This is a genomic window from Burkholderia sp. BE17 (assembly GCF_009362305.1).
Taxonomy (GTDB): Bacteria; Pseudomonadota; Gammaproteobacteria; order Burkholderiales; family Burkholderiaceae; genus Burkholderia; species Burkholderia pyrrocinia_C.
Genome location: NZ_WHNU01000028.1, coordinates 55810 through 80705 on the forward strand (window position 1 = coordinate 55810; position 24896 = coordinate 80705).

23 protein-coding genes and 1 pseudogene are annotated in these 24896 nt (G+C 61.4%); 18 read left to right on the plus strand and 6 right to left on the minus strand.

Annotation, left to right across the window (positions count from 1 at the left end; genetic code table 11):
• The first annotated feature begins 62 nt into the window (after positions 1 to 62).
• The 17 genes and pseudogenes from GD429_RS23345 (at position 63) to GD429_RS23420 (ending at position 18264) form a co-directional block, all read left to right on the plus strand.
• On the plus strand, positions 63 to 2561 hold the full coding sequence (locus GD429_RS23345) for a CoA transferase (protein WP_152860335.1): 2499 nt from the start codon (positions 63 to 65) through the stop codon (positions 2559 to 2561).
• A gap of 179 nt (positions 2562 to 2740) precedes the next feature.
• Positions 2741 to 3229: pseudogene (locus tag GD429_RS41235) on the plus strand (ABC transporter ATP-binding protein); the annotation flags it as partial.
• 246 nt (positions 3230 to 3475) lie between these two features.
• Positions 3476 to 4822, plus strand: coding sequence for an ABC transporter permease (locus GD429_RS41240; RefSeq protein WP_415748955.1), 1347 nt, complete (start codon positions 3476 to 3478; stop codon positions 4820 to 4822).
• A gap of 4 nt (positions 4823 to 4826) precedes the next feature.
• Positions 4827 to 5666: an ABC transporter permease gene (locus tag GD429_RS23355; protein WP_152860340.1), complete on the plus strand. Its 840-nt coding sequence runs from the start codon at positions 4827 to 4829 to the stop codon at positions 5664 to 5666.
• A gap of 93 nt (positions 5667 to 5759) precedes the next feature.
• On the plus strand, positions 5760 to 7463 hold the full coding sequence (locus tag GD429_RS23360; RefSeq protein ID WP_152860342.1) for a GMC family oxidoreductase: 1704 nt from the start codon (positions 5760 to 5762) through the stop codon (positions 7461 to 7463).
• A gap of 224 nt (positions 7464 to 7687) precedes the next feature.
• A complete protein-coding gene (locus GD429_RS23365) occupies positions 7688 to 8032 on the plus strand; it encodes a DMT family transporter (RefSeq protein ID WP_152860344.1) in 345 nt (114 codons plus the stop codon).
• A gap of 532 nt (positions 8033 to 8564) precedes the next feature.
• Entirely contained in the window at positions 8565 to 9245 is a 681-nt protein-coding gene (locus GD429_RS23370) for a hypothetical protein (RefSeq protein WP_152860346.1), read from the plus strand.
• Entirely contained in the window at positions 9196 to 9774 is a 579-nt protein-coding gene (locus GD429_RS23375; protein WP_321574809.1) for an Lrp/AsnC family transcriptional regulator, read from the plus strand. The genes GD429_RS23370 and GD429_RS23375 overlap by 50 nt, the downstream gene beginning before the upstream one ends.
• Positions 9775 to 9925: 151 nt before the next feature.
• A complete protein-coding gene (locus tag GD429_RS23380) occupies positions 9926 to 11005 on the plus strand; it encodes a homoserine dehydrogenase (RefSeq protein WP_152860348.1) in 1080 nt (359 codons plus the stop codon).
• Complete coding sequence (locus GD429_RS23385; RefSeq protein ID WP_152860350.1) at positions 11002 to 12432, plus strand: aldehyde dehydrogenase family protein; 1431 nt, start codon at positions 11002 to 11004, stop codon at positions 12430 to 12432. The genes GD429_RS23380 and GD429_RS23385 overlap by 4 nt, the downstream gene beginning before the upstream one ends.
• An 83-nt stretch (positions 12433 to 12515) precedes the next feature.
• Positions 12516 to 13313, plus strand: a complete 798-nt coding sequence (locus GD429_RS23390; protein ID WP_021157537.1) for an ABC transporter ATP-binding protein — start codon at positions 12516 to 12518, stop codon at positions 13311 to 13313.
• A gap of 31 nt (positions 13314 to 13344) precedes the next feature.
• Complete coding sequence (locus GD429_RS23395; RefSeq protein ID WP_152860352.1) at positions 13345 to 14124, plus strand: transporter substrate-binding domain-containing protein; 780 nt, start codon at positions 13345 to 13347, stop codon at positions 14122 to 14124.
• Positions 14125 to 14195: 71 nt separating this feature from the next.
• Complete coding sequence (locus GD429_RS23400) at positions 14196 to 14873, plus strand: ABC transporter permease (protein ID WP_152860354.1); 678 nt, start codon at positions 14196 to 14198, stop codon at positions 14871 to 14873.
• 13 nt (positions 14874 to 14886) lie between these two features.
• A complete protein-coding gene (locus tag GD429_RS23405) occupies positions 14887 to 15582 on the plus strand; it encodes an ABC transporter permease (protein ID WP_152860356.1) in 696 nt (231 codons plus the stop codon).
• A 44-nt stretch (positions 15583 to 15626) separates the two neighbouring features.
• A complete protein-coding gene (locus GD429_RS23410; protein ID WP_152860358.1) occupies positions 15627 to 16796 on the plus strand; it encodes a trans-sulfuration enzyme family protein in 1170 nt (389 codons plus the stop codon).
• A 104-nt stretch (positions 16797 to 16900) separates the two neighbouring features.
• Positions 16901 to 17830 carry a homocysteine S-methyltransferase family protein gene (locus GD429_RS23415; protein WP_152860360.1) on the plus strand — a complete coding sequence of 310 codons (930 nt, stop codon included), beginning with the start codon at positions 16901 to 16903 and terminating at the stop codon, positions 17828 to 17830.
• Positions 17827 to 18264: an Lrp/AsnC family transcriptional regulator gene (locus tag GD429_RS23420; RefSeq protein ID WP_152860362.1), complete on the plus strand. Its 438-nt coding sequence runs from the start codon at positions 17827 to 17829 to the stop codon at positions 18262 to 18264. The genes GD429_RS23415 and GD429_RS23420 overlap by 4 nt, the downstream gene beginning before the upstream one ends.
• A gap of 878 nt (positions 18265 to 19142) precedes the next feature.
• Here the strand turns inward: GD429_RS23420 and GD429_RS42105 are convergent.
• On the minus strand, positions 19143 to 19343 hold the full coding sequence (locus tag GD429_RS42105; protein WP_193727174.1) for a hypothetical protein: 201 nt from the start codon (positions 19341 to 19343) through the stop codon (positions 19143 to 19145).
• On the opposite strand from GD429_RS42105, the gene GD429_RS42110 reads away from it, so the two are divergent.
• Positions 19342 to 19578, plus strand: coding sequence for a hypothetical protein (locus GD429_RS42110; RefSeq protein WP_415748953.1), 237 nt, complete (start codon positions 19342 to 19344; stop codon positions 19576 to 19578). The two genes, GD429_RS42105 and GD429_RS42110, sit on opposite strands and share 2 nt — an antisense overlap.
• Here GD429_RS42110 and GD429_RS23430 read toward each other — a convergent pair.
• From GD429_RS23430 to GD429_RS23450, 5 genes are all read right to left on the minus strand, one after another.
• A complete protein-coding gene (locus GD429_RS23430; RefSeq protein ID WP_152860364.1) occupies positions 19573 to 19989 on the minus strand; it encodes an Imm50 family immunity protein in 417 nt (138 codons plus the stop codon). The two genes, GD429_RS42110 and GD429_RS23430, sit on opposite strands and share 6 nt — an antisense overlap.
• Before the next feature lie 68 nt (positions 19990 to 20057).
• Positions 20058 to 22136, minus strand: a complete 2079-nt coding sequence (locus tag GD429_RS41655; protein WP_193727175.1) for an RHS repeat-associated core domain-containing protein — start codon at positions 22134 to 22136, stop codon at positions 20058 to 20060.
• Positions 22133 to 22588 (minus strand): hypothetical protein, encoded by a 456-nt coding sequence (locus tag GD429_RS23440; protein ID WP_415748954.1) that lies wholly within the window; start codon positions 22586 to 22588, stop codon positions 22133 to 22135. Before GD429_RS23440 ends, GD429_RS41655 begins: the two co-directional genes overlap by 4 nt.
• Before the next feature lie 89 nt (positions 22589 to 22677).
• Positions 22678 to 24207, minus strand: a complete 1530-nt coding sequence (locus GD429_RS23445; RefSeq protein WP_152860370.1) for a transglutaminase domain-containing protein — start codon at positions 24205 to 24207, stop codon at positions 22678 to 22680.
• Between the two features lie 84 nt (positions 24208 to 24291).
• Positions 24292 to 24543 (minus strand): RHS repeat domain-containing protein, encoded by a 252-nt coding sequence (locus GD429_RS23450; protein WP_152860372.1) that lies wholly within the window; start codon positions 24541 to 24543, stop codon positions 24292 to 24294.
• Between the last annotated feature and the right edge of the window lie 353 nt (positions 24544 to 24896).

Below are 24896 nucleotides of genomic sequence, written 5' to 3' on the forward strand. Positions count from 1 at the left end.
GTCCACAACATGATGATCGACGGTCGCGCGATGCGGCCAGTCTGGAGGCGACTCGGCGGATTATGGGAAAGAGCAATCAATTGCCGTTCAGCGGTGTGAAAGTCATCGATTTCGGCCAGTACATTGCGGGGCCAGCCGTCGCGATGATCCTCGCGGATCTTGGTGCGACCGTCGTTCACGTCGATCCTCCAGCCGGGCCGCTTTGGGATAGCCCGGCCAATGCGGTGCTCAACCGCGGCAAGCATTGCCTGCAGATCGATCTGAAGACCGACAAAGGCCTGGAAGAAGCCAAAGATCTGATCCGCCGCGCGGACGTTGTCATCGAGAACTTCCGGCCGGGCGTGATGGCGCGGTTGGGCCTTGATTTCGCGAAGTTGCGTGAAGCACGCCCGGAGCTAATCACGCTCTCGATGCCCGGCTTTGCCAGCAACGACCAGTTACGTCGCGAATGGCGCGCGTTCGAGCCGATCATCGCGGCAGCTTCGGGCGTTTTTACGGACATGGGGCAGAACCGCGTGCTGATGGGCATCAACCCGAGTTTCTCGCCGTTGCCGCTCGCGTCTGCCTACGGCACCATGCTGGCCGTCTCGGCTGTTGCGCTTGCGTTGCAGGCACGGCAACGAACCGGCATGGGAGATGAAATCGAGGTCCCGCTGGCGTCGGCTGTGATGGAGGGGCTCTCCTACAACTCGATCCATATCGAGAACTACCCCGAGCGATACAAGACCCTGCGCGAAAAGGAAATCGAGCGGCGGCGCTCCAACAATCTACCGATGGATCTGTCGTACGAAGCGCTGCAGGAATATCTGGATCCGTTCTACCGGACCTACGAGTGTGCCGACGGCCGCAAGTTTTATACGGTATGCCCGTCACATCGCTCGCACGCACGCCGCTGTCTGCAGGCGATGGGACTGTACGAGGAAATGCTGGAGGCCGGTTTGCCACGGGTCGATGATCCGTACCTGCCGATTTCCGAATGGGAAGGGAACGCGTCGCTAGGGGTTTATCCGTTACCTGAAGAGTGGGCGAAGCGCATTTCCGCGCGTATGAAGGAAGTTTTTCGTACGAAAACAGCAGCCGAATGGGAAAAGATTTTCGGTGAAGGAGGTTTCCCTGGAGCGGCACACCGGACCACGCGGGAGTGGCTGCATGACGACCACGCGAATACTGCCGGCCTGGTCGTGAATGTCGACGATCTCGAATATGGTGTGATGAAACAGCCCGGGCCGGTCGCGTGGCTTGAAGACTGTGCCGAATCCATGCTCTCGCCGGCGTCCCGCCATCCGGTGACCTTCCGGGATGCGTTAACCATTCTGGATGCGCAGGAGCGTACTGAACTGCCTGCTCCGTCGGGGGCGCCAACACAGGGGTGGCTCGACGGGGTGCGTGTGCTCGACCTGACGAACGTGATTGCCGGACCCCATTCGGCGTCGTTTCTCGGCCGGTTTGGCGCCGATGTCATCAAACTCGACCCCGTCGTGCCGAATTATGATCCGTGGAATACCGTGGTCTTCGGGATGTCGTCGGCGCGTGGGAAGCGGAGCGTGCTCGTCGATCTGAACCATCCGGATGGACGCGAGGTGTTCGCTCGACTCGCCCGGGCTGTCGATGTGATCGTCATGAATGCCCCGGATCGTCAGCTTGAGCCGCTGGGGCTGGACGAGGCGAGCCTCCGTTCCATCAATCCCGGCGTGATCTTCTGCCAGCTCGACTGCTTCGGCGGTCCTCGACGCGGGCCGCGGACCGACTACCTTGGCTACGACGATCTGATCCAGGCGTGCACCGGAATCATGGTGCGATTCGGCGGCGGCATGGAGACGCCGGAGGAACATGCGCATGTCGGAACGATCGATGTCATGTGCGGATTCGCGGCTGCGCTAGGTGTGGCTGCCGCGCTTTACCGCAAGGCGAAAACAGGCGAAGTCGGGCGCGCGAGAACCTCCCTGTCGGCACTCGGCAATCTGGTGCAGCTTCCGTTCGCGTACGACTATGCGAATCGCCCACCATTTGACGAGCCGTCCGGTCGCGAGGTGAGCGGCTACGGCGCGATGTCTCGATTCTTCCGGGCCGCGGACGACTGGATCTATGTGGACACCAGCGAAAGTGAGTTAAACGAATTGGATCGAGTCGAAGGTCTGGCCGGAATTGCGACAGCCAAGGATCCGGCTGCATTCCTCGCGTCCGCGCTTGGTACCGCGTCCGCCACGTCTTGGCAGATCAGGTTGCAGGCCGCCAATATCGCGGCGGCGGTGCCGGACAACATCGTCAATCTGCGTCGGCACAACAGCCGGCCTAGCGACGATCGTCCCGGTATCGACAACGGCAGCTACTCGTTCAGCGTCTATGCGAATCATCCTAGCGGCCGATGTGTCACGCAACTCGATCCCTTCGCGATTCGTCCGTGCCATGCCCGGATTCGCGCCTTGGCACCAGCTGAAAAATTCGGCGCATCGACGTATTCCGTCCTGCGCGAGTTCGGATACAGCGATGTCGAGATCGAGACACTGATTGCCCGACATGCGATCGGAGATAGCTGGTCCGAAGAGTATTTGCCCAGCTAGTTGCGGGTCTTGTCGAGTCGCGCGACGAGTCGAGCATTCCCGCATGAAGCGCGGTGCAAAGCGAACGTCGCGACGACGAGACAGTCGTGCCGGTGGTTCGCCGGATGAATCAACGCGACACACAGCCGACGTGCGCAAGGCTACGGCGGAATGTGAATATTCTTACATTGGAGACAGCCATGCACGATCCGACCCAGGCTCTTGTGAGCTTTCGTCACGTCAAAAAAACTTACGACGGCGAGACGCTAGTCGTCAAGGATCTCAACCTTGAAATCCAAAAGGGCGAATTCCTGACTTTACTCGGCCCATCCGGCTCAGGAAAGACGACCTGTCTGATGATGCTCGCAGGATTCGAGTATCCAACCGATGGCGAGATCTGGCTCGATGACCAGCTGCTGAATCGGATCCCGCCGCATAAACGCAATATCGGGATGGTGTTCCAGAACTACGCGCTCTTTCCTCATCTTACGGTCGCGCAGAATCTGGAATACCCGCTCAAGGTTCGGAAAATGCCGTCATCTGAACGAGAGGCAAGGGTCAAGCGAGCGCTCGACATGGTCGGCATGGATAAGCTGAGCAAACGGATGCCCAGCCAGCTGTCCGGCGGTCAGCAGCAGCGCGTTGCGCTGGCACGAGCACTCGTATTCAACCCTCGGCTCGTGCTGATGGACGAACCCCTCGGCGCGCTCGACAAACAATTGCGCGAACACATGCAGCTCGAGCTGAAGGCGCTTCACGAAGAGCTCGGGCTGACTTTCGTCTACGTCACGCATGACCAGAGTGAAGCACTCACGATGTCCGATCGTGTTGCCGTGTTCGACCAGGGCGTGATTCAGCAGCTCGATACCGTGGATCGCTTGTACGAATCACCGACGAATCTCTTCGTCGCGAATTTCATCGGCGACAACAATCGGATGAGCGGCACGGTCGTTGCAAGGAACGGCGACCGCTGCCAGCTTCGGCTCGCAGACGGGACGACGGTGCGCGCACTGAATGTGGCGTCCGTTGACGTCGGCAACCAGGCGACGGCGGTTACACGCCAACTCAAGCGGTCGCTGCGAGCCGTTCAGTTTCGAAAGGAGGTAGTGGCGTTAGGACTGGTGGCGCCCCTCGTTCTGTTCATCCTGCTTGTGTTCGTGATGCCGGTCGCATCGATGATTTCTCGATCGGTCCAAAGTCCCGAGGTGGTCGACGCATTGCCGAAGACGACCTCGGCATTGCGCCACTGGGATGGCAAGTCACCCGTTCCTGCCGAGGCTTACCGTGCACTGGTGCTCGACGTGGAGAGCAACGGTGGAGACAACGATACCGGTACCGCGGCTGGTCGGCTGAACGGCCTGAAGGATGGGTTCCGGTCGTTGTTTTACAAGACGACCAGCGCGCTTCCCTTCACCGATAACGATGTGGCGATTTCCGCGCAGGATATGCAAAAGCGGCTGATCGAAGTCGACCCACGCTGGGCCGATACGAGCTACTGGCAGGCGATCGCGACCGTATCGTCCCGTTACACGAGCCAGTATCTCCTTGCCACGATCGACTATCGTGAGGACTCGGACGGCCGCATCGTGCCGGTCGAGAACGGCGCGTCCGCATACCGCGCTGTGTTCATGCGGACCTTCGTGATCAGCGGGCTTGTGACGCTTGCGGCGCTGGTGCTGGGTTATCCGCTTGCCTACTGGATCTCGATTCTGCCGGCTCGAAAGGCGAATCTCGTCATGATCCTGGTGCTTCTGCCGTTCTGGACATCGATTCTCGTGCGGATCTCGGCGTGGATCGTCATTCTCCAGGGGGCGGGCCTCGTCAACAAGGCGTTAATGGCGCTGCAGGTGATTTCGACGCCCCTGTCGCTCCTGTTCAACCGGACGGGGGTGTTGATCGCGATGACGCACATCTTGCTGCCATTCATGATCCTGCCGCTCTACAGCGTGATGAAGTCGATTCCTTCGAGTTACACGAAAGCGGCCATTTCTCTCGGCAGTCATCCATTCGGGGCATTCTGGAAAGTCTACGTGCCGCAGACGCTTCCCGGTGTCGGCGCGGGCGGGTTGCTGGTATTCATTACCTCGCTGGGCTACTACATCACCCCCGCGCTGCTCGGTGGCGCCGGCGACCAGATGGTCAGTTACTACATCGCGTATTTCACCAACGTGGCCCTGAATTGGGGGATGGCCTGCGCGCTCGGTGCGGTCCTTCTCCTGGTGACGCTGGTGCTCTTCGCACTCTATCGAAGGATCGTCGGTTCGGAAATCAAGGTGGCTTAGCATCATGAAAACTCACGTGCCGCGTTTCGCGCCCTACATGTCGACGCCGGAAATCGTATGGCATTACGCACAGCGATCGGCAAATGTCGTGGTGCTACTGTTTTTGATTTTGCCGATCCTGGCGATCATTCCGCTTTCGTTCAACGAGAACTCATTTCTCGTCTATCCGATACACGGATTCTCGTTCAGGTGGTATCACAATCTGTTCACGTCCACGGACTGGGCGCGTGCCGGCGCAAACAGCTTCATCGTGACGCCGATCGCGACGATCGTTGCGACCGTCCTCGGAACGCTGGCGGCATTGGGATTGAACAAGGCGTCGTTCAGGGGCAAGGGTTTGCTGGTCGCCATCCTGATCTCGCCGATGATCGTCCCGGTCATCGTCACCGGCGTCGGGATGTACCTGCTGTTTGCACGATGGGGACTGGCCGGAACGTATGCCGGACTGATATTCGGGCATACGGTGATCGCCGCGCCGTTCGTCGTGGTCACGGTCAATGCGACGCTTGCCGGCTTCAACCAGAACTATGTGCGAGCCAGCCTGAGCCTGGGGGCATCGCCGGTACGAACTTTTTTTGCCGTTACGTTGCCGATCATTGCGCCAGGGGTGATTTCCGGCGCGCTGTTTGCGTTCGCTACGTCGCTGGACGACGTCGTGATCACGATGTTCATCGCCGGTCCGACTCAGGGAACGCTTCCGCTTCAGATGTTCATCGGGATTCGCGAAAACATCACGCCCACGGTCGCTGCGCTCGCGTCCATTTTCATCGTCTTCTCAAGTCTGCTGCTGATCACCATGGAATGGTTGCGTTCCCGATCCGTCGCGAGGCAGGTGTTGACCTGACGTTGCCTGCGCCGGCGATGATCGGATCTGCCCTGGTGGAGGCAAGTGTCCGGAACGACGCGCAGATGTCATGCAAATAATCCAGGAGGCAAGATGTCGGCAGGAGAGATCAACGAAGCCCGCGCGCCGCAATCGGTTGGCGAGTTCGACTATATCGTGGTCGGAGCGGGTACGGCTGGCTGCGCGGTCGCGAATCGCTTGAGCGAGGACGATGACGTATCCGTGCTGCTGATCGAGGCGGGCGGGAAGGACAACTACCACTGGATTCACATTCCGGTGGGGTATCTCTATTGCATCGGAAACGCACGGACCGACTGGCGTTACAAGACCCGTGACGAGGCGGGATTGAACGGCAGGGCGCTGTCGTATCCGAGAGGCCGGGTTCTGGGTGGGTGCTCGTCGATCAACGGCATGATCTACATGCGCGGTCAGCGAGAGGATTACGACGGATGGGCGCGAATGACGGGCGATTCGTCCTGGCGATGGGACTCGGTGCTCGAAACGTTCAAGAAGAGCGAGGACTATCACGGCGGTGCAAGCGATGCTCATGGCGCCGGCGGCCCGTGGCGCGTAGAAAAGCAGCGGCTGAAATGGGACATTCTCGAAACGTTCGCGCAAGCCGCTGAGCAGACCGGCATACCCGCAACGGACGATTTCAATCGCGGCGACAACACCGGCGTCGGATATTTCGACGTCAATCAGAAGCACGGCATTCGCTGGAATGCATCGAAAGGTTATCTTCGACCCGTAGCGAAGCGGGGGAACCTGACGATTCTGACGAACGCGCAGACCCGACGACTCCTGTTCGAGAACAAGCGCTGCGCCGGAATCGAGTTTCGTCTCGGCGACGAACCGCGCATTGCCAAGGCAAAGCGTGAAGTGATCCTGTGTGCCGGTGCGGTCAATTCTCCGCAATTGCTCGAATTGTCGGGAGTCGGGAACGCCGAGCGTCTCGCGAAGCTTGGAATCGAGGTGGTGGAAGATCTGTGCGGCGTCGGCGAGAATCTGCAGGATCATCTGCAATTGCGCATGGCATTCAAGGTAGAAGGTGTGCGGACCTTGAACACGCTCAGTGCTCACTGGTGGGGCAAGCTGATGATCGGTCTCGAATACGGACTGTTCAGAAGCGGGCCGATGGCGATGGCGCCATCGCAGCTCGGCGTGTTTGCGAAGTCGGATCCGAACGATAAAACGCTGACGCGCCCCGACGTCCAGTACCACGTGCAGCCGCTGTCGCTCGAACGGTTCGGCGAACCGCTGCATCCGTTCGACGCATTTACGGCGTCCGTTTGTCAATTGCGGCCGTCGTCGCGGGGTAGCGTGCACATCACGTCGAATGATCCGCTGATGGCACCGAGTATTGCGCCCAACTATCTGTCGACTCAGGAAGACCGCCACGTCGCGGCCAACGCGCTGCGGCTGACCCGGCGCATTGTTGCAGCTCCCGCGCTCGAGCGGTTTCGCCCGCAGGAAATACTGCCCGGCATTCAATTCCAGACTGAGGAGGAGTTGCAGTATGCAGCCGGCAACGTCGGAACAACCATCTTTCATCCGGTTGGAACCTGCCGGATGGGAAGGGCGGACGATCCGGGCTCGGTCGTCGATTCCCGGCTTCGCGTGCGCGGCGTGAGCGGCTTGCGAGTCGTCGATGCGTCGGTCATGCCAACGATCACGTCTGGCAATACTAATTCGCCGACGCTGATGATCGCTGAGCGCGCTAGCGAGATGATTCGTGCAGATCGAAAGCGGGAAGCTAGGTCGGCGGAGACAATTCGTGGCGGAGTATTGTCGACATGAAGAACAGGTACTGGCGTAGAGAAAATTAACTTTGTCACTCCGGAATCCCGGTCGTCCATGGCATTGGCATTGGCATTTGAGTTGAGGCCTCTTGGCGGGTTCGGCGTCATGTGAAAAATAACATCCGCGACTGGCCAGTCAGCCGCTTTCTTCGATTCCGATTTCCGTGAGAGGAAATACTTTGATACGCTCTGTCGACCACATCCAACCTGAAGGCGGGGCCCATGTTTGTCGTCTCCAGTCCGCTTGCTGCCTGGTCGATCGTTGTAGTTTCCGGCTTGCTGGAAGTCGTCTTCTCCGTGACGATGAAGCTGTCTGAGAGCTATACAAAAGTACTGCCTGGCGGGGTATCGATCGTGGCGGCCGTACTGAGCGTGTGGCTAATGAGTCTCACATTGACCGTCCTCCCGCTAGGAGACGCTTACGCCGTATGGGCAGGCATTGGGGCAGCGGGAACGGCGTTGGTCGGCATCGTCTGGTTCCATGAGCCCGCCTTCGTCGGGCGGCTGATCTGCATCGCTCTCGTAGTCATGGGCATCGTGGGTCTGCAACTGCAGGAAGGCGTGTAGCTCAGCGTATCGATGCAAATCAATGGAATAAGGCATCAATTCATCGCCGCTGCGCGTGTTCGTTCGGTCGCCTACCATTAGGCCCCGTTCATCGGATACCTGAGCGTGGCAGCCGGCGTGAGCCGATATCGGCGACTGACGCCGGGCCCGTCTCCTTCATGATCGCGGGCTTTCTCGGCGATCCGATGCTCAAGCAATCACCGTGCTCGGCGGGGTTGCTTCGCGGTATGAGCCCCCCATGGCCGATAGCAGATTTGCCTCGCGCCATCGGGCGCCCGCGGAGCGTGGTGGCCAGCTCGCGGATGTTGTCATCTTCCCGCCCGCACCCGTCACCGGACCTGCCGAGACCCCGGATGGATGCCAAACGTCCGGCTGTCCACGTTTTTCGACGCTTTGCGTCGAAATTCATGGCTGTTGAGATTTTTTTGGTCGCATCCCCGCGATATTATTTCCTCAGCCCCCAACATCGTTACCAATCCACGAAGTGCGCCAGGATCTCTACGACGCGGCCCCGCAAGCACGAGACAGTTATATGCCGGACACGCCAATCGTCATCGTTGAACACGCCCGCAGGCGAACCGCTCAAGTCCGGGCCGGCGACGTTCCGGCCGCCTTGCAGGATGGTCCCAAGTGGGTGTGCAGCATCGTCCCGGATCACGCACAGAGGTCCTGCGAAGGGCACCGATCCGCTGCAAGCGCGGCTGAAATGCTCGGCCAACTGAAGCCTGCGAACGTCGTGTTGACGGACCCTGTCCCGAGCGTCGGCGGCTGGCTGGCGCGCTCTTCGACCGATGGGGCCTGCCGGTGTCGCGCCTATGCGCATCTCGGTGCGAACCGGATCCTCGAGATGGTCGGAATGCCGGGCGTCGGCCCATGGCTCGACGAGGACGACACCTGGTGGCCCGGCGCGTACGAGTTGCCGCTGCTCGAGCAGTTGTCCGCGAACGAGTCGCCTCTGCGCGACCTGCTGGGTGCGACTGCACCCGCCCATCTGTTGATGAGCCTGACCGAAGTCGACGGCACCGCACTCGTGACCGAATCGGACGATGGCATCGAGCGCCCGTTCCGTATTCCCGCAGGTGTGGACACGATCCATTTCGAACCCGTATGCATCCGCGGGCCAGTCGCGCAGTGGCGCGAAACGCTGGTTACCGCGTTCGACCGTGTCCGGCATCTGGTCGGGCTCAGATCGGCCCGCCCTTTTTATCTTTGACGCAAGTACCCGTTCTCCGGCAGGCCACGCCATGACCGACGCACTCGACTCCTTCGACCGCAAGATCCTGAATATCGTACAGCGCGATTGCACCGCGACGGCGGACGCCATTGCCGAACGGATCGGTCTGTCCACCTCGGCCGTGCAGAAGCGGCTGAAGCGCATGCGTACCGAAAAGATCATTTCGGCGGAAATCGCGGTGGTCGATCGCGCTGCGGTCGGCAGGCCGATGACGTTCATTGCGGCAATCGAGATCGAACGCGAAAACTACGAGACTGTCGCCAGGTTCCGCGAGTGGTCGAAGGCGCATGACGAAATCCAGCAGATCTACTACGTGACCGGCTCCGTCGACCTGATCGCGATCATCACCGCACGCGACGTCGAGGCGTACGACCGGCTGTCCGCGCGGATCATGCAGAGCAACCCGATGATCCGCCGGATCAACACGAATGTCGTGCTGAGTGCGGTCAAGGTCGGGCTGTTCGTGCCGGTCGACAAGGACGGCGACGACGAACCGCCGGCTGCCTGACGTACCTGTTTCGCGCGGGAACGGGCGATCCGCCGGTCCCGCATGACAAACCGCAATGGATGACTACCAGAATCGGGCGAAACGCATAATTTGAAAATCGATTCGCATAACTAACCTGTGTCGTGTAGTCAATGAACAGGAGATGATCGAGATGGAACTCAAACTGGCACTGGTCGGTTTCGGCGGAGTCAATCAGGGACTGGTCGAACTGCTCAAAAAGAAGCGCGCGATGCTGGGGGCGGCGGGACTCGACGTATCGGTGACGATGGTCGCCGACCTGCGGCTCGGGATCGCGACGAATCCTCGCGGTATCGCGCTGGACGTCCTCGACGAAACCGTCCGGCGGGGCGTCGATGCCGAAGCGCTGCGTCGCGATCCCGGCACGCTGGTGTCGCCGGACGTCGGTCTCGGTGCGGTGCTGAAGGCCATCGCGTCGGAGCACGTGGATGTCGTCATCGAGGCGACCTTTACCGATCCGAACACCGGTGAGCCCGCGTTGTCGCATTGCCGTACCGCGCTCGAATGCGGCAAGCACGTGATCACGACTAACAAGGGGCCGATCGCGCTCGCGCAGCCGGCACTGGCGCGGATCGCCGCGCAATCGGGTGCGTGTGTGATGTACGAGGGCACGGTGATGAGCGGCACGCCGGTGCTGCGGCAGCTCGCGACCTCGCTGCGCGGCTGCGACATCCGCGGCTTCGCTGGCATCCTGAACGGCACGTCGAATTACGTGCTCGGCGAGGTCGAGGCCGGCGCGAGCTTCGAGGCGGCGATCCGGGATGCGCAGCAGCGCGGCTATGCGGAGGCGAACCCGGCGGCCGACGTCAACGGCTCGGACGTACAGCTGAAGGTCGTCATTCTGGCGAACGCACTGTGGAATGCCGGCCTCGAGCGTGGCGACGTGACGTGCCGCGGCATCGTGGAATTGACCGAGGACGACGTGCGCGCAGCGGCGGCGGAGCGCATGTCGTGGCGGCTGATCGGTTCTGCCACCCGCCATCCGGACGGCACCGTGACCGCGAGCGTCGAGCCGCGCAAGCTGCCGGCCGGCCATCCGTTGCTGGCCGCGAGCGGCGTGACGAACGCGATCACGTTCGACACCGACGTGCTCGGTGGCGTGACGATCAGCGGGCCGGGTGCCGGGCGCGAGGAAACGGCGTTCGCGATCCTCTCCGACCTGATCGAACTGGCGGACAGGATTGGCGCGGCCTCGCACGAGGTGGCCGCATGAGCGCGCGCGATGCGGTGATGAGCGACTGCACGGGAGCCGGCGTAGCCGATGTGCGGTCGCCGTATGACGGCTCGATCGTCGGCCAGGTTCGTCTGTCGCGAGCCGATGCGGCACCGCTCCTCGTCGAGCGCGCGCTCGGCGGCGCGCGTGCAGCCGCAACCATGCCGCGCAGCCAGCGGGCCGACCTCCTGTTTCGCGCAGCCTCGAGCGTGGAGGCACAAGCGGAGACATTCGCACGCACGATCTCGCTCGAAGCGGGCAAGCCGCTGCGGCAGGCCCGCAAGGAAGTCGCGCGCTGCGTGAACACGCTGCGCCTGTCGGGCGAGGAAGCGAAACGACTCAACGGCGAGACGATCCCGTTCGACGGGTATCCCGGCTCGGAGGATCGCAGCGGCTACTACACGCTGGAGCCGCTGGGCGTGATTCTCGCGATTACGCCCTTCAACGACCCGCTGAACCTCGTCGCACACAAGCTCGGGCCGGCGCTCGCGACCGGCAATGCGGTCATCCTGAAGCCCTCGTTACTCGCGCCGCTGTCCGCACAGGCGCTCGTCGAGGTCCTGTGGGAAGCCGGGGCGCCGCGCGACGCGCTACAGATCGTGCACGGCGGCGCGGATATCGCGTCCGCGCTGGTGCGCGACCGGCGGATCCGGATGGTGACCTTTACCGGTGGCCCGCAGACCGGCGAGGCCATCACGCGCGATGCGGGACTCAAGAAGGTCGCGATGGACCTCGGTGGAAATGCGCCGGTGATCGTCATGGCCGATTGCGACCTGAAGGATGCCGCCGAATCCTGCGTGTCGGGTGCGTTCTGGGCAGCGGGACAGAACTGCATCGGCACACAGCGGATCTTCGTCGCCGAGGCGGCATACGAGCCGTTCGTCCGGTATTTCGTCGAGCTGACCGGCAGGATGGTCGTCGGCGACCCACTGGACGATGCGACCGACATGGGGCCGATGATCGGCGAGGAACAGGCGATCCGCGTCGAACGCTGGGTCGACGAAGCGGTGTCGTGCGGTGCGACGGTGCTGAGCGGTCATCGCCGACGCGGGGCGCTGTATGAACCGACGGTGCTCGCGGATGTGCCGCACGACGCGCGTGTATGGGCCGACGAGGTGTTCGCGCCGGTCGTGACGATCGAGAAATTCACCGACCTGCAGCAGGCGCTCGATGCGGCCAACGCGTCGGAGAGCTGCCTGCATGCAGGCGTGTTCACCAGCCGGCTGGAGGTGGCGCTCGGCGCGGCCGAGCGACTGCAGGCGGGCGGCGTGATGATCAACGATTCGTCCGATTACCGCTTCGACGGCATGCCGTTCGGCGGATTCAAGCATGGGTCGCTGGGCCGCGAAGGCGTTCGGTTTGCGATGACGGAAATGACGCAGCCCAAGGTGGTGTGCTTCAGACGCAACCGGCGGCTGTCGAGCTGATGCGCAAGCGCCGGCGCCTGGCGGGCCGGCGCGGCGCGAACCGGAGCGGTGTGGTGAGCAACGTATCGAAGAAGGAGTCGAGGATGCCAGCAGCAATTCCTGCATGCAAACCGGCGGCGGACGCGCTGGTGGTCGAGGATATTCACAAGTCGTTCGGCGGTGTCGAGGTGCTGAAGGGCATCTCGCTGACCGCGAGGAATCACGAGGTCGTATCGATCCTCGGCAGCAGCGGGTCAGGCAAGAGTACGTTCCTCAGATGCATCAACCTGCTGGAAATGCCCGACCGCGGCCGGATCTGCGTGAACGGCGAAACGCTCGCGCTGAAGCCGGCGGGCCGCGACGGCGCGCTCGTCGCGGCCGATGCGCAGCAGGTGATGCGCGTGCGCCGCAAGCTCGCGATGGTGTTCCAGCAGTTCAATCTCTGGGCGCACATGACTGTGCTGCAGAACGTGATGTTCGTGCCGGCGCGCGTGCTCGGCGTGCCGAAGCGCGACGCACGCGACAAGGCGATCGCGATGCTCGAACGGGTCGGGCTCGCCGGCAAGTGCGAACACTATCCGAACCAGCTGTCGGGCGGCCAGCAGCAGCGCGTCGCGATTGCACGTGCACTCGCGACCGACCCCGACGTGATGCTGTTCGACGAGCCGACGTCTGCGCTCGATCCCGAGCTCGTCGGCGAAGTATTGAAAGTGATGCGCTCGCTGGCCGACGAGGGACGCACGATGCTCGTCGTCACGCACGAGATGGGGTTTGCACGCGAAGTCGCGAACCGGGTCGTGTTCGTCCACCAGGGAAGAATCGAGGAAGACGGCAGTCCCGATGAGGTGTTCGCGAGCCAGAAGTCGCCGCGTTTCCAGAAGTTTCTGTCCAGCATCATCTGATGCGGATTCGTTGTCAACCGGAGAGGAAACCATGAAGAAGCTGCTTCAGTTGCTGTGCGTGGGCGCGGCATTGCTCGGATCGGTCGCGCATGCCGAGCAGGTCGTGCGGATCGGTACGCTCGCCGATTACGCGCCGTTCGAATACAAGGATGCATCCGGCAAGCTGCAGGGCATGGAGATCGACATCGGCAAGAAGATGTGCGACACGATGAAGGTCAAGTGCCAGTGGGTGACGATGGATTTCGACGCGCTGATTCCGGCGCTCAAGGCGAAGCAGATCGATGCGGTGCTCGCGCAGATGTCGAAGACGCCGGAGCGCGAGCAGTCGGTGGACTTCTCGCGCATTTTCACGACGGCACCTGTGCAACTCGTCGCGAAGCAGGGCTCGGGGATCACGGACAACGCCGCCACGTTGCGCGGCAAGACGATCGGCGTTCAGACGGCCTCGACGCACGAATCCTATCTGCGCCGCCGCCTGCCGGCGGGCAAGTCGGGGATCAACGTGAAGGTCTATCAGACGCTCGACGAGGCGTGGCTCGATCTCGAGGCCGGGCGCGTCGATGCGGTGTTCGCCGACAACACGGTCGCGTACGACTGGCTGACGAAGGCCGGCAGGAAGGAAGGCTTCGACTTCGTCGGCAAGCCGATTGCCGATGCGGAGATCTTCGGCGACGGTACGGCGATCGCGGTACGCAAGGGCGACGCGCCGCTGAAGGCGCTGTTCGACAAGGGTATCGCGCAGGTCCAGGCGGATGGCACGTTCGCCGCAGCCAACAAGCGCTATTTCCCGTTCAGCATCGCGCCGCAATAACCGCGCATCGGGACCGCGCAGTCGCCGGATGGCGGTCTGCGCGATCCGGGCTCACAAGGAGCGATTTTACGATGGACATCTTGGTGAACTACGGCGCGCAGATCGCGGCTGGCGCGTTCGTCACGCTGGAGCTCGCAGTCGCCGCGCTGTGCGTCGGCATGCTGCTCGGCATCGCCGGCGCATCGGCAAAGCTGTCGAGCCTGGGGTGGCTCAGACATGCGACCTATGCGCTGACCAATTTCCTGCGCGGCATTCCCGAGTTCCTGATCCTGCTGATCTGCTACTTCGGGCTGTCGCATGTGCTCAACGCGCAATTCGATGGCGCCATCGTCGTCAGCCCGTTCTCGGCTGGAGTGATCGCGCTCGCCGTCGTGTTCGGCGCCTACTCGTCCGAGATGTTCCGCGGCGCGTTCATCGCGGTGCCGGTCGGCCAGATCGAGGCCGCGCGCGCGTATGGAATGACACCCCTGCAGACACTGTGGTACGTGCGCCTGCCGCAGGCGTGGCGCATCTGCCTGCCGAGCCTGAACAACATGTGGCAGAACTTGCTGAAGGACACGTCGCTGGTGTCGATCGTCGGGCTCGAGGACATGTTGCGCAAGGCCAATATCGCCGCGCAGTTCACCAAGCAGCCGTTCGTTTTTTACGTGACGGTCGGAATCGTCTATTTCGGCTTTCTCGCCGCATCAAACCCCGTGTTCGCGTGGCTCGAGCGCATCGCGGGCCGCGGTTACGCAAAACGTACCTGACGAGGACCACGTGATGAACGACATTCTTTCCCTCATCGTGCAGTCCGGCCCGGACGTCGCGCGCGGCATATGGATCACGCTCGCGCTGCTGGTGCTGTCATGCACGCTTGCGTTCGCGCTCGCGGTGCCGCTGGCTGTCGCGCGCACGTCGGCGTGCCGGTGGCTGTCGACACCGAGCCGCCTGTTCATGTCGGTGTTTCGCGGCACGCCGCTGCTGGTGCAGATTTTCGTGCTGTATTACGGGCTCGCGCAGTTCTCGATCGTGCGTGCGTCGCCGCTATGGCTGCTGGTCGGCGGATCGTTCTCGTGTGCGTTGTGCGCGCTGACGCTCAATCTCGCGGCCTACATGGCGGAAGACATCCGGGGCGGGATCGCCGGTGTCCCCGCCGGCGAGAAGGAGGCCGCGCTCGCATTCGGGATGAGCCGCTTCATGCTCACCTGGTTCGTGATCGTGCCGCGCGCGATCGGCATCGTCGCGCCGACGCTCGGCAACGAGATCGTGCTGCAGCTGAAGTCGACTGCGCTTGCCAGCACGATCACCGTGCTCGACCTGACCGGTGTCGCGCGACGCATCTCGATCGAAACCTATACGACCGACGCGCTGATGCTGGCCGGCATCGTGTACGTCGGCATCACGGCCGTGCTTTCGACCGTGCTCAAACGCATCGAAGGTCTGCTGAATCGCCATCTGGGCAGCGTGCGTGCCTGACGGGCGCCGCATGAACGCGACACAACGAACCATCCGAGGACGACATGGGATACAAGCTTGAAACGCTGGCGCTGGCGGCGGACCGCGACGTGACCGACGAGCAGTCGGTCGCGCCGGCGATCCACTATTCGGCGGTGTTCAAGGCAGCCGGCAGTGAGGAATTCGCAGAGATGTCGAGCGTGCCGCAGCATCCGCGCAACTACACCCGCTACGGCAATCCGGTTCACGAGCGCGTGAAGGCGATCATGGCGGAGCTCGAGGGCACCGAGACCGCGCTCGTCACCGCATCCGGCATGGGCGCGATCGCGACCGCGATCCTCAGCGTCGTGAAGGCCGGCGATCACGTCGTCGGCCAGACGCGTCATTACATGAGCACCACGAAAATGCTGGACGACATGCTGCGCCGGTTCGGCGTCGAGGTGACGTTCGTCGACCAGACCGACGTGGGCGCGTTCGATCGTGCGATCCGGCCCAACACGCGGCTGATCGTGCTCGAGTCGCCGGTCAATCCGCTGCTGCTCGTGACCGACATCGCCGCGGTGACCGAGATCGCCAGAGCCCGCGGCATCCTCACGCTCGCGGACAACACGTTCGCGTCGCCGATCAACCAGCAGCCGCACCGGCTCGGTGTCGACATCGTCGTGCACAGCGCGACCAAGTATCTGGGCGGCCATCACGACCTGACGGGCGGCGTGATCTGCACGAGCCGCGTGCTCGCCGAGCAGATCTGGCATACGCACATCACGCTCGGGGCGGTGCTGTCGCCGATGGACGCGTGGCTGCTGCTGCGCGGGCTGCGCACGCTGCCGATGCGAGTCGAGCGGATCAATGCGAACGCTCAGGCGCTCGCCGAATTCCTCGAAGCGCACGCGAAGATCGAGCGTGTGTTCTATCCGGGCCTGCGCAGCCATCCGCAGCATGTGCTCGCGTGCCGGCAGATGCGCGGTTTCGGCGGCGTGGTCGCGTTCGGTGTGCGGGGAAGCTTCTGCGAAGCGCAGCGCTTCGTCGAGGCGCTGCGCCTGCCGCTGAATGCAGGCAATCTCGGCGGCGTCGATTCGCTCGCGATCCATACGGCATCCATGTGGGCCGGCACGATGTCGGCGGAGCAAATGCGCGCTGCCGACATTCCGCTCAATTTCATCCGCTATTCGGTGGGCATCGAGCACATCGACGATTTGAAAAGCGATGTCGCGCAGGCGTTAGAACAGATCTGATACGGACCAGCGCGCACGCTTGATCGACGTCTCGCGCGCGCCGCGCCGACCTTTGAATCGATTCGGGCACGCGATGCGCGGATTGCAACGACGGAGCACGGACTATGCATGACATCACAGTACTCGACGGCGGCATGGGGCGCGAACTGGCGCGGATCGGGGCGCCGTTCAGGCAGCCTGAGTGGTCGGCGCTCGCGCTGATGGAAGCGCCGCATTACGTCAGTCTCGCGCACGACGCGTTCATCGCGGCGGGTGCCGACGTGATCACCGCGAACAGCTATGCGGTCGTGCCGTTCCATATCGGCGAAGAGCGGTTCCGTCGCGACGGTGTCGCGCTCGCGGTCCTTGCCGGGCAACTCGCGCGGCAAGCGGCGGACCGTGCAGGGCGACCCGTGCGCGTCGCAGGATCGCTTCCGCCGACCGGCGGTTCCTACCGACCCGACCTGTTTGACGCGGCGCGCGCGGATGCGATTCTGGCGACGCTCGTCGACGGGCTCGATCCCTACGTCGACCTGTGGCTGGCCGAGACGCAGAGCCTGACCGACGAAATCGGCGCGGTCAGGCGAGCGCTCGGTGAGAATCCGAAGCCACTGTGGGTTTCGTTCACGCTGCACGACGACATCGAAGCAGGCGCCACGCCGGCACTGCGATCGGGACAGACGCTCGACGAAGCGATCGACGCCGCCGTGTCCGCGCGCGCGGCCGCGCTGCTGTTCAACTGCAGCCAGCCGGAGGCGATGGGTGCGGCGATCGAGACGGTGCAGCGCACGCTCGCGCGAACGGGGACGTCGCTGGCGGTCGGCGCCTATGCGAACGCGTTTCCGCCGCAGCGCGCCGATGCGCGCGCGAACGAGGAACTCCACGGCCTGCGCAGCGACATCGATCCGCCCGGCTACGCAGGATGGGCGGAGCAGTGGCTTGCGCTCGGTGCACAGATCGTCGGCGGGTGTTGCGGAATCGGCCCGGGCCACATCGCGGCATTGCGCGACGCGGTCGATGCACTCGGCGCCCGGCATACCGGGTTCGGCGAATGAAGATCGATGGCCTGGACCAGAAGATAATCGACGCGTTGTGCGCCGATGCGCGGATTCCGCTCGCGGTATTGGCCGACAGGATCGGTCTGTCCAGGCAGGCGGTCCGAAACCGGATCGACCGGCTCGAAGCGCTGAAGATCATTGCAGGCTATACGGTGCGGCTCGCGTTGCCCGACGATGCCGCACCCGTGCGTGCCGTGATGCTCGTCTACCGCAAGGACCGGATGCGCGGCGCCGACGTGCTGGCCGCACTCGAGCGGATCGCCGAGGTGCGCGACTGCGCGGTTCTCAGCGGTGAGGTCGATTTGCTCGTACAGATAGAGGCCGCCACGCACGAACGCATCAGCGACATCTGGGCGACGATCAGTGCGATGGACGGTGTGCAAAACATGACGACCAGCTTCGTGCTCGATTCGGTTGTACGCAAGCGTTGACTAACACTCTTGAAAGAGTCGAGATATCGGCGAGATTGGATTCGCGATTGCTCGCTGCGGCGCGAAGCAAGGTTTGCGTCGATCCACGATGCCACGTCGGTGACCAGTTTTCTCGTTCGCGACGTTCTGCGTGCGTTTTTACACGGCCTCGGCCATTAAGCGTCATTGGTTTGCGTCGATGGCGAGACCTTGAGGCGTCCCATTTGGCTCAGGGAGCGGGGTCCCTTTGATTTTGGTGCGTTTTACCGATGTATGGCGATCTAGCTCCGACAAGGGCTTGCGGTCAGGCCCCTGAGAAATACGCTTTATAATCAAGATGATGCTGATTGACATGCCGACCGCAGGGAAGCCCCAGTGTTAATGCCATGGGTGTTGCCTCTGGCTTCTGCAGTTCATCGGTCTGCAACCGCTATCCGCTGACCTGCGTCGCGTCCGAATGGATACGCCCAAACGGATCGTGTAAGGGCGTCGCCGTGTCGCCGCGTGCAGGAATGACAATGTGTTGGTACCGCACGTGCAGCGATCGAATACGCGAGCCCCTGGGCCCGTCCGGCCTCGCGGTCCGTTGCGCCGCCCCCCCACCGCGCGCACCATCGCGACACAGTGATCCGCTTGCTTCTTCGCACGAGCCGTACCTGGGGTCGACGTCACCGTGAGCGTGTGGCATTCCGCAATCGAAGGGGCGACGGCACCGGTGCGGGGTTTGGCCTTTCACTGCTGCGCAGCATAGAAGACGTGGCCGACCGCACCGAGCTCGCAACAGGTACTGCCGTTCGTCGACGTCGCTGATCTCGCGCGCTGCGCACGGTCGCGGGCGGCAACCGGCGTACGGCGTGCTGCACGGCACGGAACGTGATGATGCGGCGCCGGCGCTGCCATCAGCCTCCGAGGGAACGGAGATCGTGACGGACTACCGCGCGATGGGCTTCACCCTCGGCCGGCATCCGCTGGCGATACTGCGCGATCACCACCTGCAGTCGGCCGAACAGCTGGCGACGCTGCACAACGGGCAGCTCGCGCGCGTGCGGACTGGTCACGGTGCGGCAGCGACCGGGCACGGCCAATGGCGTGCTGTTCATGACGCTCGAGGACGAAACAGGCCAGGTGAATGTGATCCTGTGGCCCAAACAGCTGGAAACGTATCGGAAGGAAACACTCGGCAGCCGCGCTGCTCGCCGTCTATGGCGTATGGCAGGCGGAGGGAAAGGTGCGGCACCTGATCGCGAGCAAGCTCGTCGACAGGACCGAATTGCTCGGAGCATTGCCGACGACGGCAAGGGAGTTCTGTTGACGCTCACGGCAGTCAATTTATAGTGGGACGGGATATATACCAGCCACCTCAATAACTTCACATTTCAGACGCAAATCAAGACCGGCCAAGGGAACGAGTTCCAAATCGACACCTACATCGCCCGCTCCAGTTATGTTTAGCTCTTGAATCCAGTTTCCCCCAGCAATGTCGTTCAATTTTAAGTCAACGTTTGAGACGTTTCTACATGAAATCTCAATGCAACATGTTGGTCCCGCACGTTTCCACTGCGGATTGTCCTGGCCCCGATGAAGAATCGTGATCTTAATATCTGTAACGTACTTCTCCTCAATCTTCGTGGTGTGGATTCCAAAGTCCACGACCTCGGAGTCGTGAAAAGATGGCCAATATCCGTATACCTTAATAACAAGATCGCTATTTTCAATCAGCCGATTAATTTTATCTCTTTCGCTCATTATCTTAGCCTCGCAAATACTACATTAACGATGTTTACCAGGTTTAACAGGTTTCCAAAAATATCTTCCTAATATGGCAGCGGGGAAATTTCAAGTCCTTCGTTTCGGTCAAACCCGGGTCCCCAGTTATGACCGTGCGGTTGCATCCCCTCATGCGGGTGACTGAAATGTATGTCCGCTGAAGCATTGCCATTTGAGTCATAGTACCGAACGTCCCCTGTGATCGGGTGAATATAGAATCCCCCCGGAGGACCGGTGAAAGGAAGGCCCCTTTGTGCAAGATCCAAAGAGTCGGATCCCACGACAGTCCCCGTCAACCCGCCTGGGTCGACACGATTAACCGGATTGTTCCCCGCATATGCATACAAATTCTGATCGTCAGCATATCCAATTGGGTCCGTCTGAAAAAACCGACCAAGCGTTGACGAATAGAAGCGCGCCTTATAGTAATACAGTCCGAGCGCCCCTATTATTTGCTGTCCCGCGTATCGGAACCGCGTACCGCTCGTCGCATTCGGCTCGCCAAACGGGCCGTAGGTATAGGCCGCCGTCTTGGCCCCAGTTCCATCTGCCGTCGCGACAACGCTGCCCAACTGATCCGTGTAGAACCAATTCTTGCTCGTGGTCCCCGAGCCCTCGTACCAGACGAGCGGGTTGTCCACGCCTGAGCCATGCACGTAACGCCTCAGCACGTTGCTTGACGAATCGTATTCGGCAACGAGCTTCGTCCCGTCGTACAGCATATTCGTCGTGAGACTGCCGAGGCCATTGGGCTCGACCGTCTGGCGCAACCGATTTTCCGCGTCGTACGCTAGGCTGACCGTTGAAAATAATCCAGTGGTTCCGGATACGAGACGATTGTCGAGATCGTAGGCGTACGTCCAACCACCGTAGCTCGCCACATTCCCGTTGTTGTCGTATCCGACCGAATTTCCGGCTGCAGCTGTGTAGCGATTCAGGCCATCCGCGGTGTAGCTCTGGGTGCCGATGGTCCCGCCACCCCACTGGTACGCGAGATTGCTCGGCGTGACGCTGGTCACGTCGAGGACCTGGTTGCGCGCGTACGTGTACTGCACCTGATCGCCAGCTGCCGTCAACGCGTTCGTCAGCGTCGAGAGCCCGCCTTGATTATCGTACCCGCGTTGAACCGATGTCCCGTTTCCGAACGTGATCGTGGTTGCCCGGCTCAGGTCGTCGTAGTTGTACGTCGCGAGCGCCGCGCTTCCGTTCTCCTTGATCACGCTCGGCCGATTCAGCGCATCGTAGCTGGTGGTCGTGTTGAACCCGTCGGGCCACGTTGTCTGCGTGCGATTACCCGCAGCGTCATACTGGAAATTGAGCGTCTTTCCACCCGCCGATGTGTTGAGCAGCCGGCCTGCGTTGTCCCACGCATAGGAAACCGCGTAGCTTCCGTTCGCGTATTGGGACGCAGTGCGCAGCCCGCGCAGGTCATACCCGAACTGAACATTGCTCGCACTGTTCGGATAAGTGCGTGCCGTCAAGCGATTCAGATTGTCCCAAGTCTGGGTGATCGTGTCGCCGCTACGCTTGCGGATGGCCGACACATTGCCGTTCGCGTCGTAGGTGTAGCCGTCGTAATCGTTGCTGTTCGCGGAACCCGGTGTATTTGGCAGCGGGTAGTACCGGTTGGTCAGGCGATCGAAGCCGTTGTATGAATAGACGGTCAGATTGTTCTTCGCGTCGGCGCTTGAGTTGAGATTGCCGTTCGGCGTATAGGTGTACTGCACGTAATTCTGCTGTTGCGCCGTACCCGTCGCCTTCTGAATCGTGTTGATGGTGTCGTCGACGTTATACACCGTTGTGGTGACCCGGTTACCGCCGTCTGCGGCCGCAAGGTACTCCGTTTTCTGATACGGGCGATCCAGATCGTCGTACGCGGTATCCGTGATCGGGACCGGCGCTGCCTCGGCTGGGCAGGTCGTCGCCGACGCCGTCAGCGACGGACCCCAGGCCCGGATGACTTTCCCTGTCGCGCTGTAACGCGAGCAGCTCGTCAACCACTGGGTGCCGATCTGCCGCGCGACGGCAGTTGGGCGACCGTCGGCGTCATAAGTCGTCTGTGTTTGCTTCCCGAGCGCATCCGTCACGACGGTTGGGTGCCGTTCACTGTCGTAGCTCGTTGTCACGTATCGACCACATCGGTGCGCGGCCCGTCCACTACGGTCAGGTTGCCGATGTCGTCGTAGGTGTAGGTAGTCGTGAGATTCAGCGTTCCAGAGCCGGCGTCGACTGTCGAGGTCGCCGGTACTTCGTGGTGCGCCCAATCATAGGTCCTCGTCGTCGCGGTGGAATTCGATGCGCTCGTCTTAACGGTCGTCTTCCACAACAGATACATCGTAGGAAAGCCCGTAGGTGTCCACGAGTAATAATCGTAGGCTGTCCACGGTGCTACCCCGCTCGCATCAACCGGCGATGTTACGGTCGCGATGTCGCCCCAGGGCGCGTAGGTGTACGTCGTGGCATTGCCACGCGCATCGGTTTCCGTTGCAACTTTGTTGTATGCACTCTCATAGGTGAAGTTTCGAACGAGTGGTGCGAGACCGGAACCGGACGGTGCGAACTGCGTGATCGACTTCACGTTCTGCGTACAGCGTTTCTCCGAGCTCGCACAGGATGCATCATCGTACGTGTATGAGAAGCCATTCCCCTGGGGCAAAATCTTGGTGATCAGCCGTCCTTGTCCGTCGTAAGCGAATTGCGTGACGTTGAATAGCGGGTCCGCTTGCTGCAACACATTCCCGAGCACATCAAGATAGCTGTCGAAGCACCAGAAGGAGGGGCTGTGCCAGGACTGCCAACCGCAGCACCGTCGAGTGTGAGGATCGGCTGATTGGCTGAGTTGTACGTAATGGTCAGCCGATGACCATAGATCGCGTCCGACGTGTAGGTCTGGTCGATTCCCTGATATTGGATCCGCAACGTCGCCTTCATGGATATCGGAACATCCGTCTGATCCTGAAGTGCATAAGCCGTGTTTTGCAACGGCGGTGACGTGTAATGCGGGATGGCCCCGTAGATCAGATCGATTGATTTTCCCCCCACGACATCGTCAACGGTAGCCGTCGGCATGTTCGCTCGCAAATACGCAGAGAGGTTATTGGCGTAGGTCGTAAGGTTGTTCCGAATATTTGTGCGATTGATGTTCTGTACGTAATTCGCGGTGATGGTCACCCCGTTCTTTGCGGAATTCAGGTACGTCGTCGCGTCGTAGCCTGTCGTGCTCGAACTGGCGAGATTGATGCCGGTCTTGAATGAATGGGTTTTGAAGCTCGGATCGAAATAGTAGGTTGTACCGTTGATGACCGTCTTCACCCAGATGTGCCCCACTGACACATCAACCAGTGCCGACGTGTTACCTGGACACTGCCCCGGATTCACCGCGGTCGCCGCATAGATGGGAATTCCCCCCTTGCCCAACAGATTCAGCACTCCACAGACATTTGACGTATCGACACCGTAAAGTGAGTTGAATTGCGCGGCCGTGTACTTGATCACCCCCGTCGTGAAGCTCGCTGTATAACCGGACGCTCGAAGGAGATCGACCATCAACATGGCTTGATCGTAGACGGTCCCCTGATTGTCGAGTACGGCGCCGAATGAACCCTTCTGGGTACCATAAATCGGATACACGTCGACGTTGTTGTGAACGTACTGATAGATGACATCTGGGTTGTAGTTCAGCGCGCGCGCCAGCTCGGAGATCGAGGCCGGGCCTTGCGGACTTCCATTGCCACCGGCGCTCAGCACATTCGCGCGGGTGCTGCGGGTTGACGGGGCAATGGTCTTGGTTTCGACCGTCGCTCCTTGATTGAGTTTCGATGGCGGAACGACACGTGCACGGGACTGCTCCCAATCCCGACCCGAGATTGGGAATAGGTTGGCGGCGTTTCTGCCCGGTCCCGGTGTGTTGGCGAGCGCCGAGAGGCGCTCCGGCGAATAGGCAATCACTGGCTTCCCGCTCACGAAGGTCACCGGCTGCCCGACGCCGGTGGGAGGAAGCTCATTTCCAACGTAGTGCTTCGCAGACCTCGGCGCAGTTGGTTGCGCACCCAACATCCAATCCGTTCCTGCCTTTTTCGGCAGCGGCAAAACGGTTTGAATAGGAGCGGCAAAGCTAATCGATCCGAACGCCGTCAAACCGACGAAAACGAAAAGATTGACGGTGTTCTGGAAAGCGGCGCGCGAGAGCCTGGACATAACGTCCCCCGTGAATATCACGTTAATATGGAATACGAAATAGCTAAGAGCGAAGCGTGCAAGACCGCGGGATGCGAAACGACGCTATGGGGACGTGGTGGAAACCGACGTGCGATTACCCGCCGCGTCGTAGTTGTAGGTGACAGTGGTGGTGCTGGAACCGTTATTGAAGACGGCCTTCGTCAGCCGGCCCAAGGAGTCATAGGTGTAGCTGATAGAACCGGAACTCGCAGCGGCACTTGCGAGGAGCAACGCCAGAGCCGTGGCGCTTCGGATGAACTGGCGCACGGCTTTCTTGCCCGGGCGCCGAGCAAGCTCAGAATTCGGATGACGCATGTTGCCCCCAGATTCTCTCGGTCTTTGATATTTCTAGAAAATTGCCGGCATCCGGGAAATCGTCATTTGCCGCGCCCGAATTTACAATTTTACGTTTTTAAGCGGCATAAATGAGCACCGCGAAATGAACATATCAAAACGGGTGCGCCCCCGAATACTAGGGTTTACCATCGTTCGGCTGGTGAGCAAATATCAACACCGAGCATACTTCGCCAATACGTAGTCTCATTTGGCTCCGCCCAGAGCGGCCAGCCGGTCATTGCGGCTCTGGAACCCAGCCGGAGCAGTAGTCGCGACGAGGTCGCTCTGGCTTGGATCAACAACCCGACTTGTGCCATTTCCTGCTGGTGGTG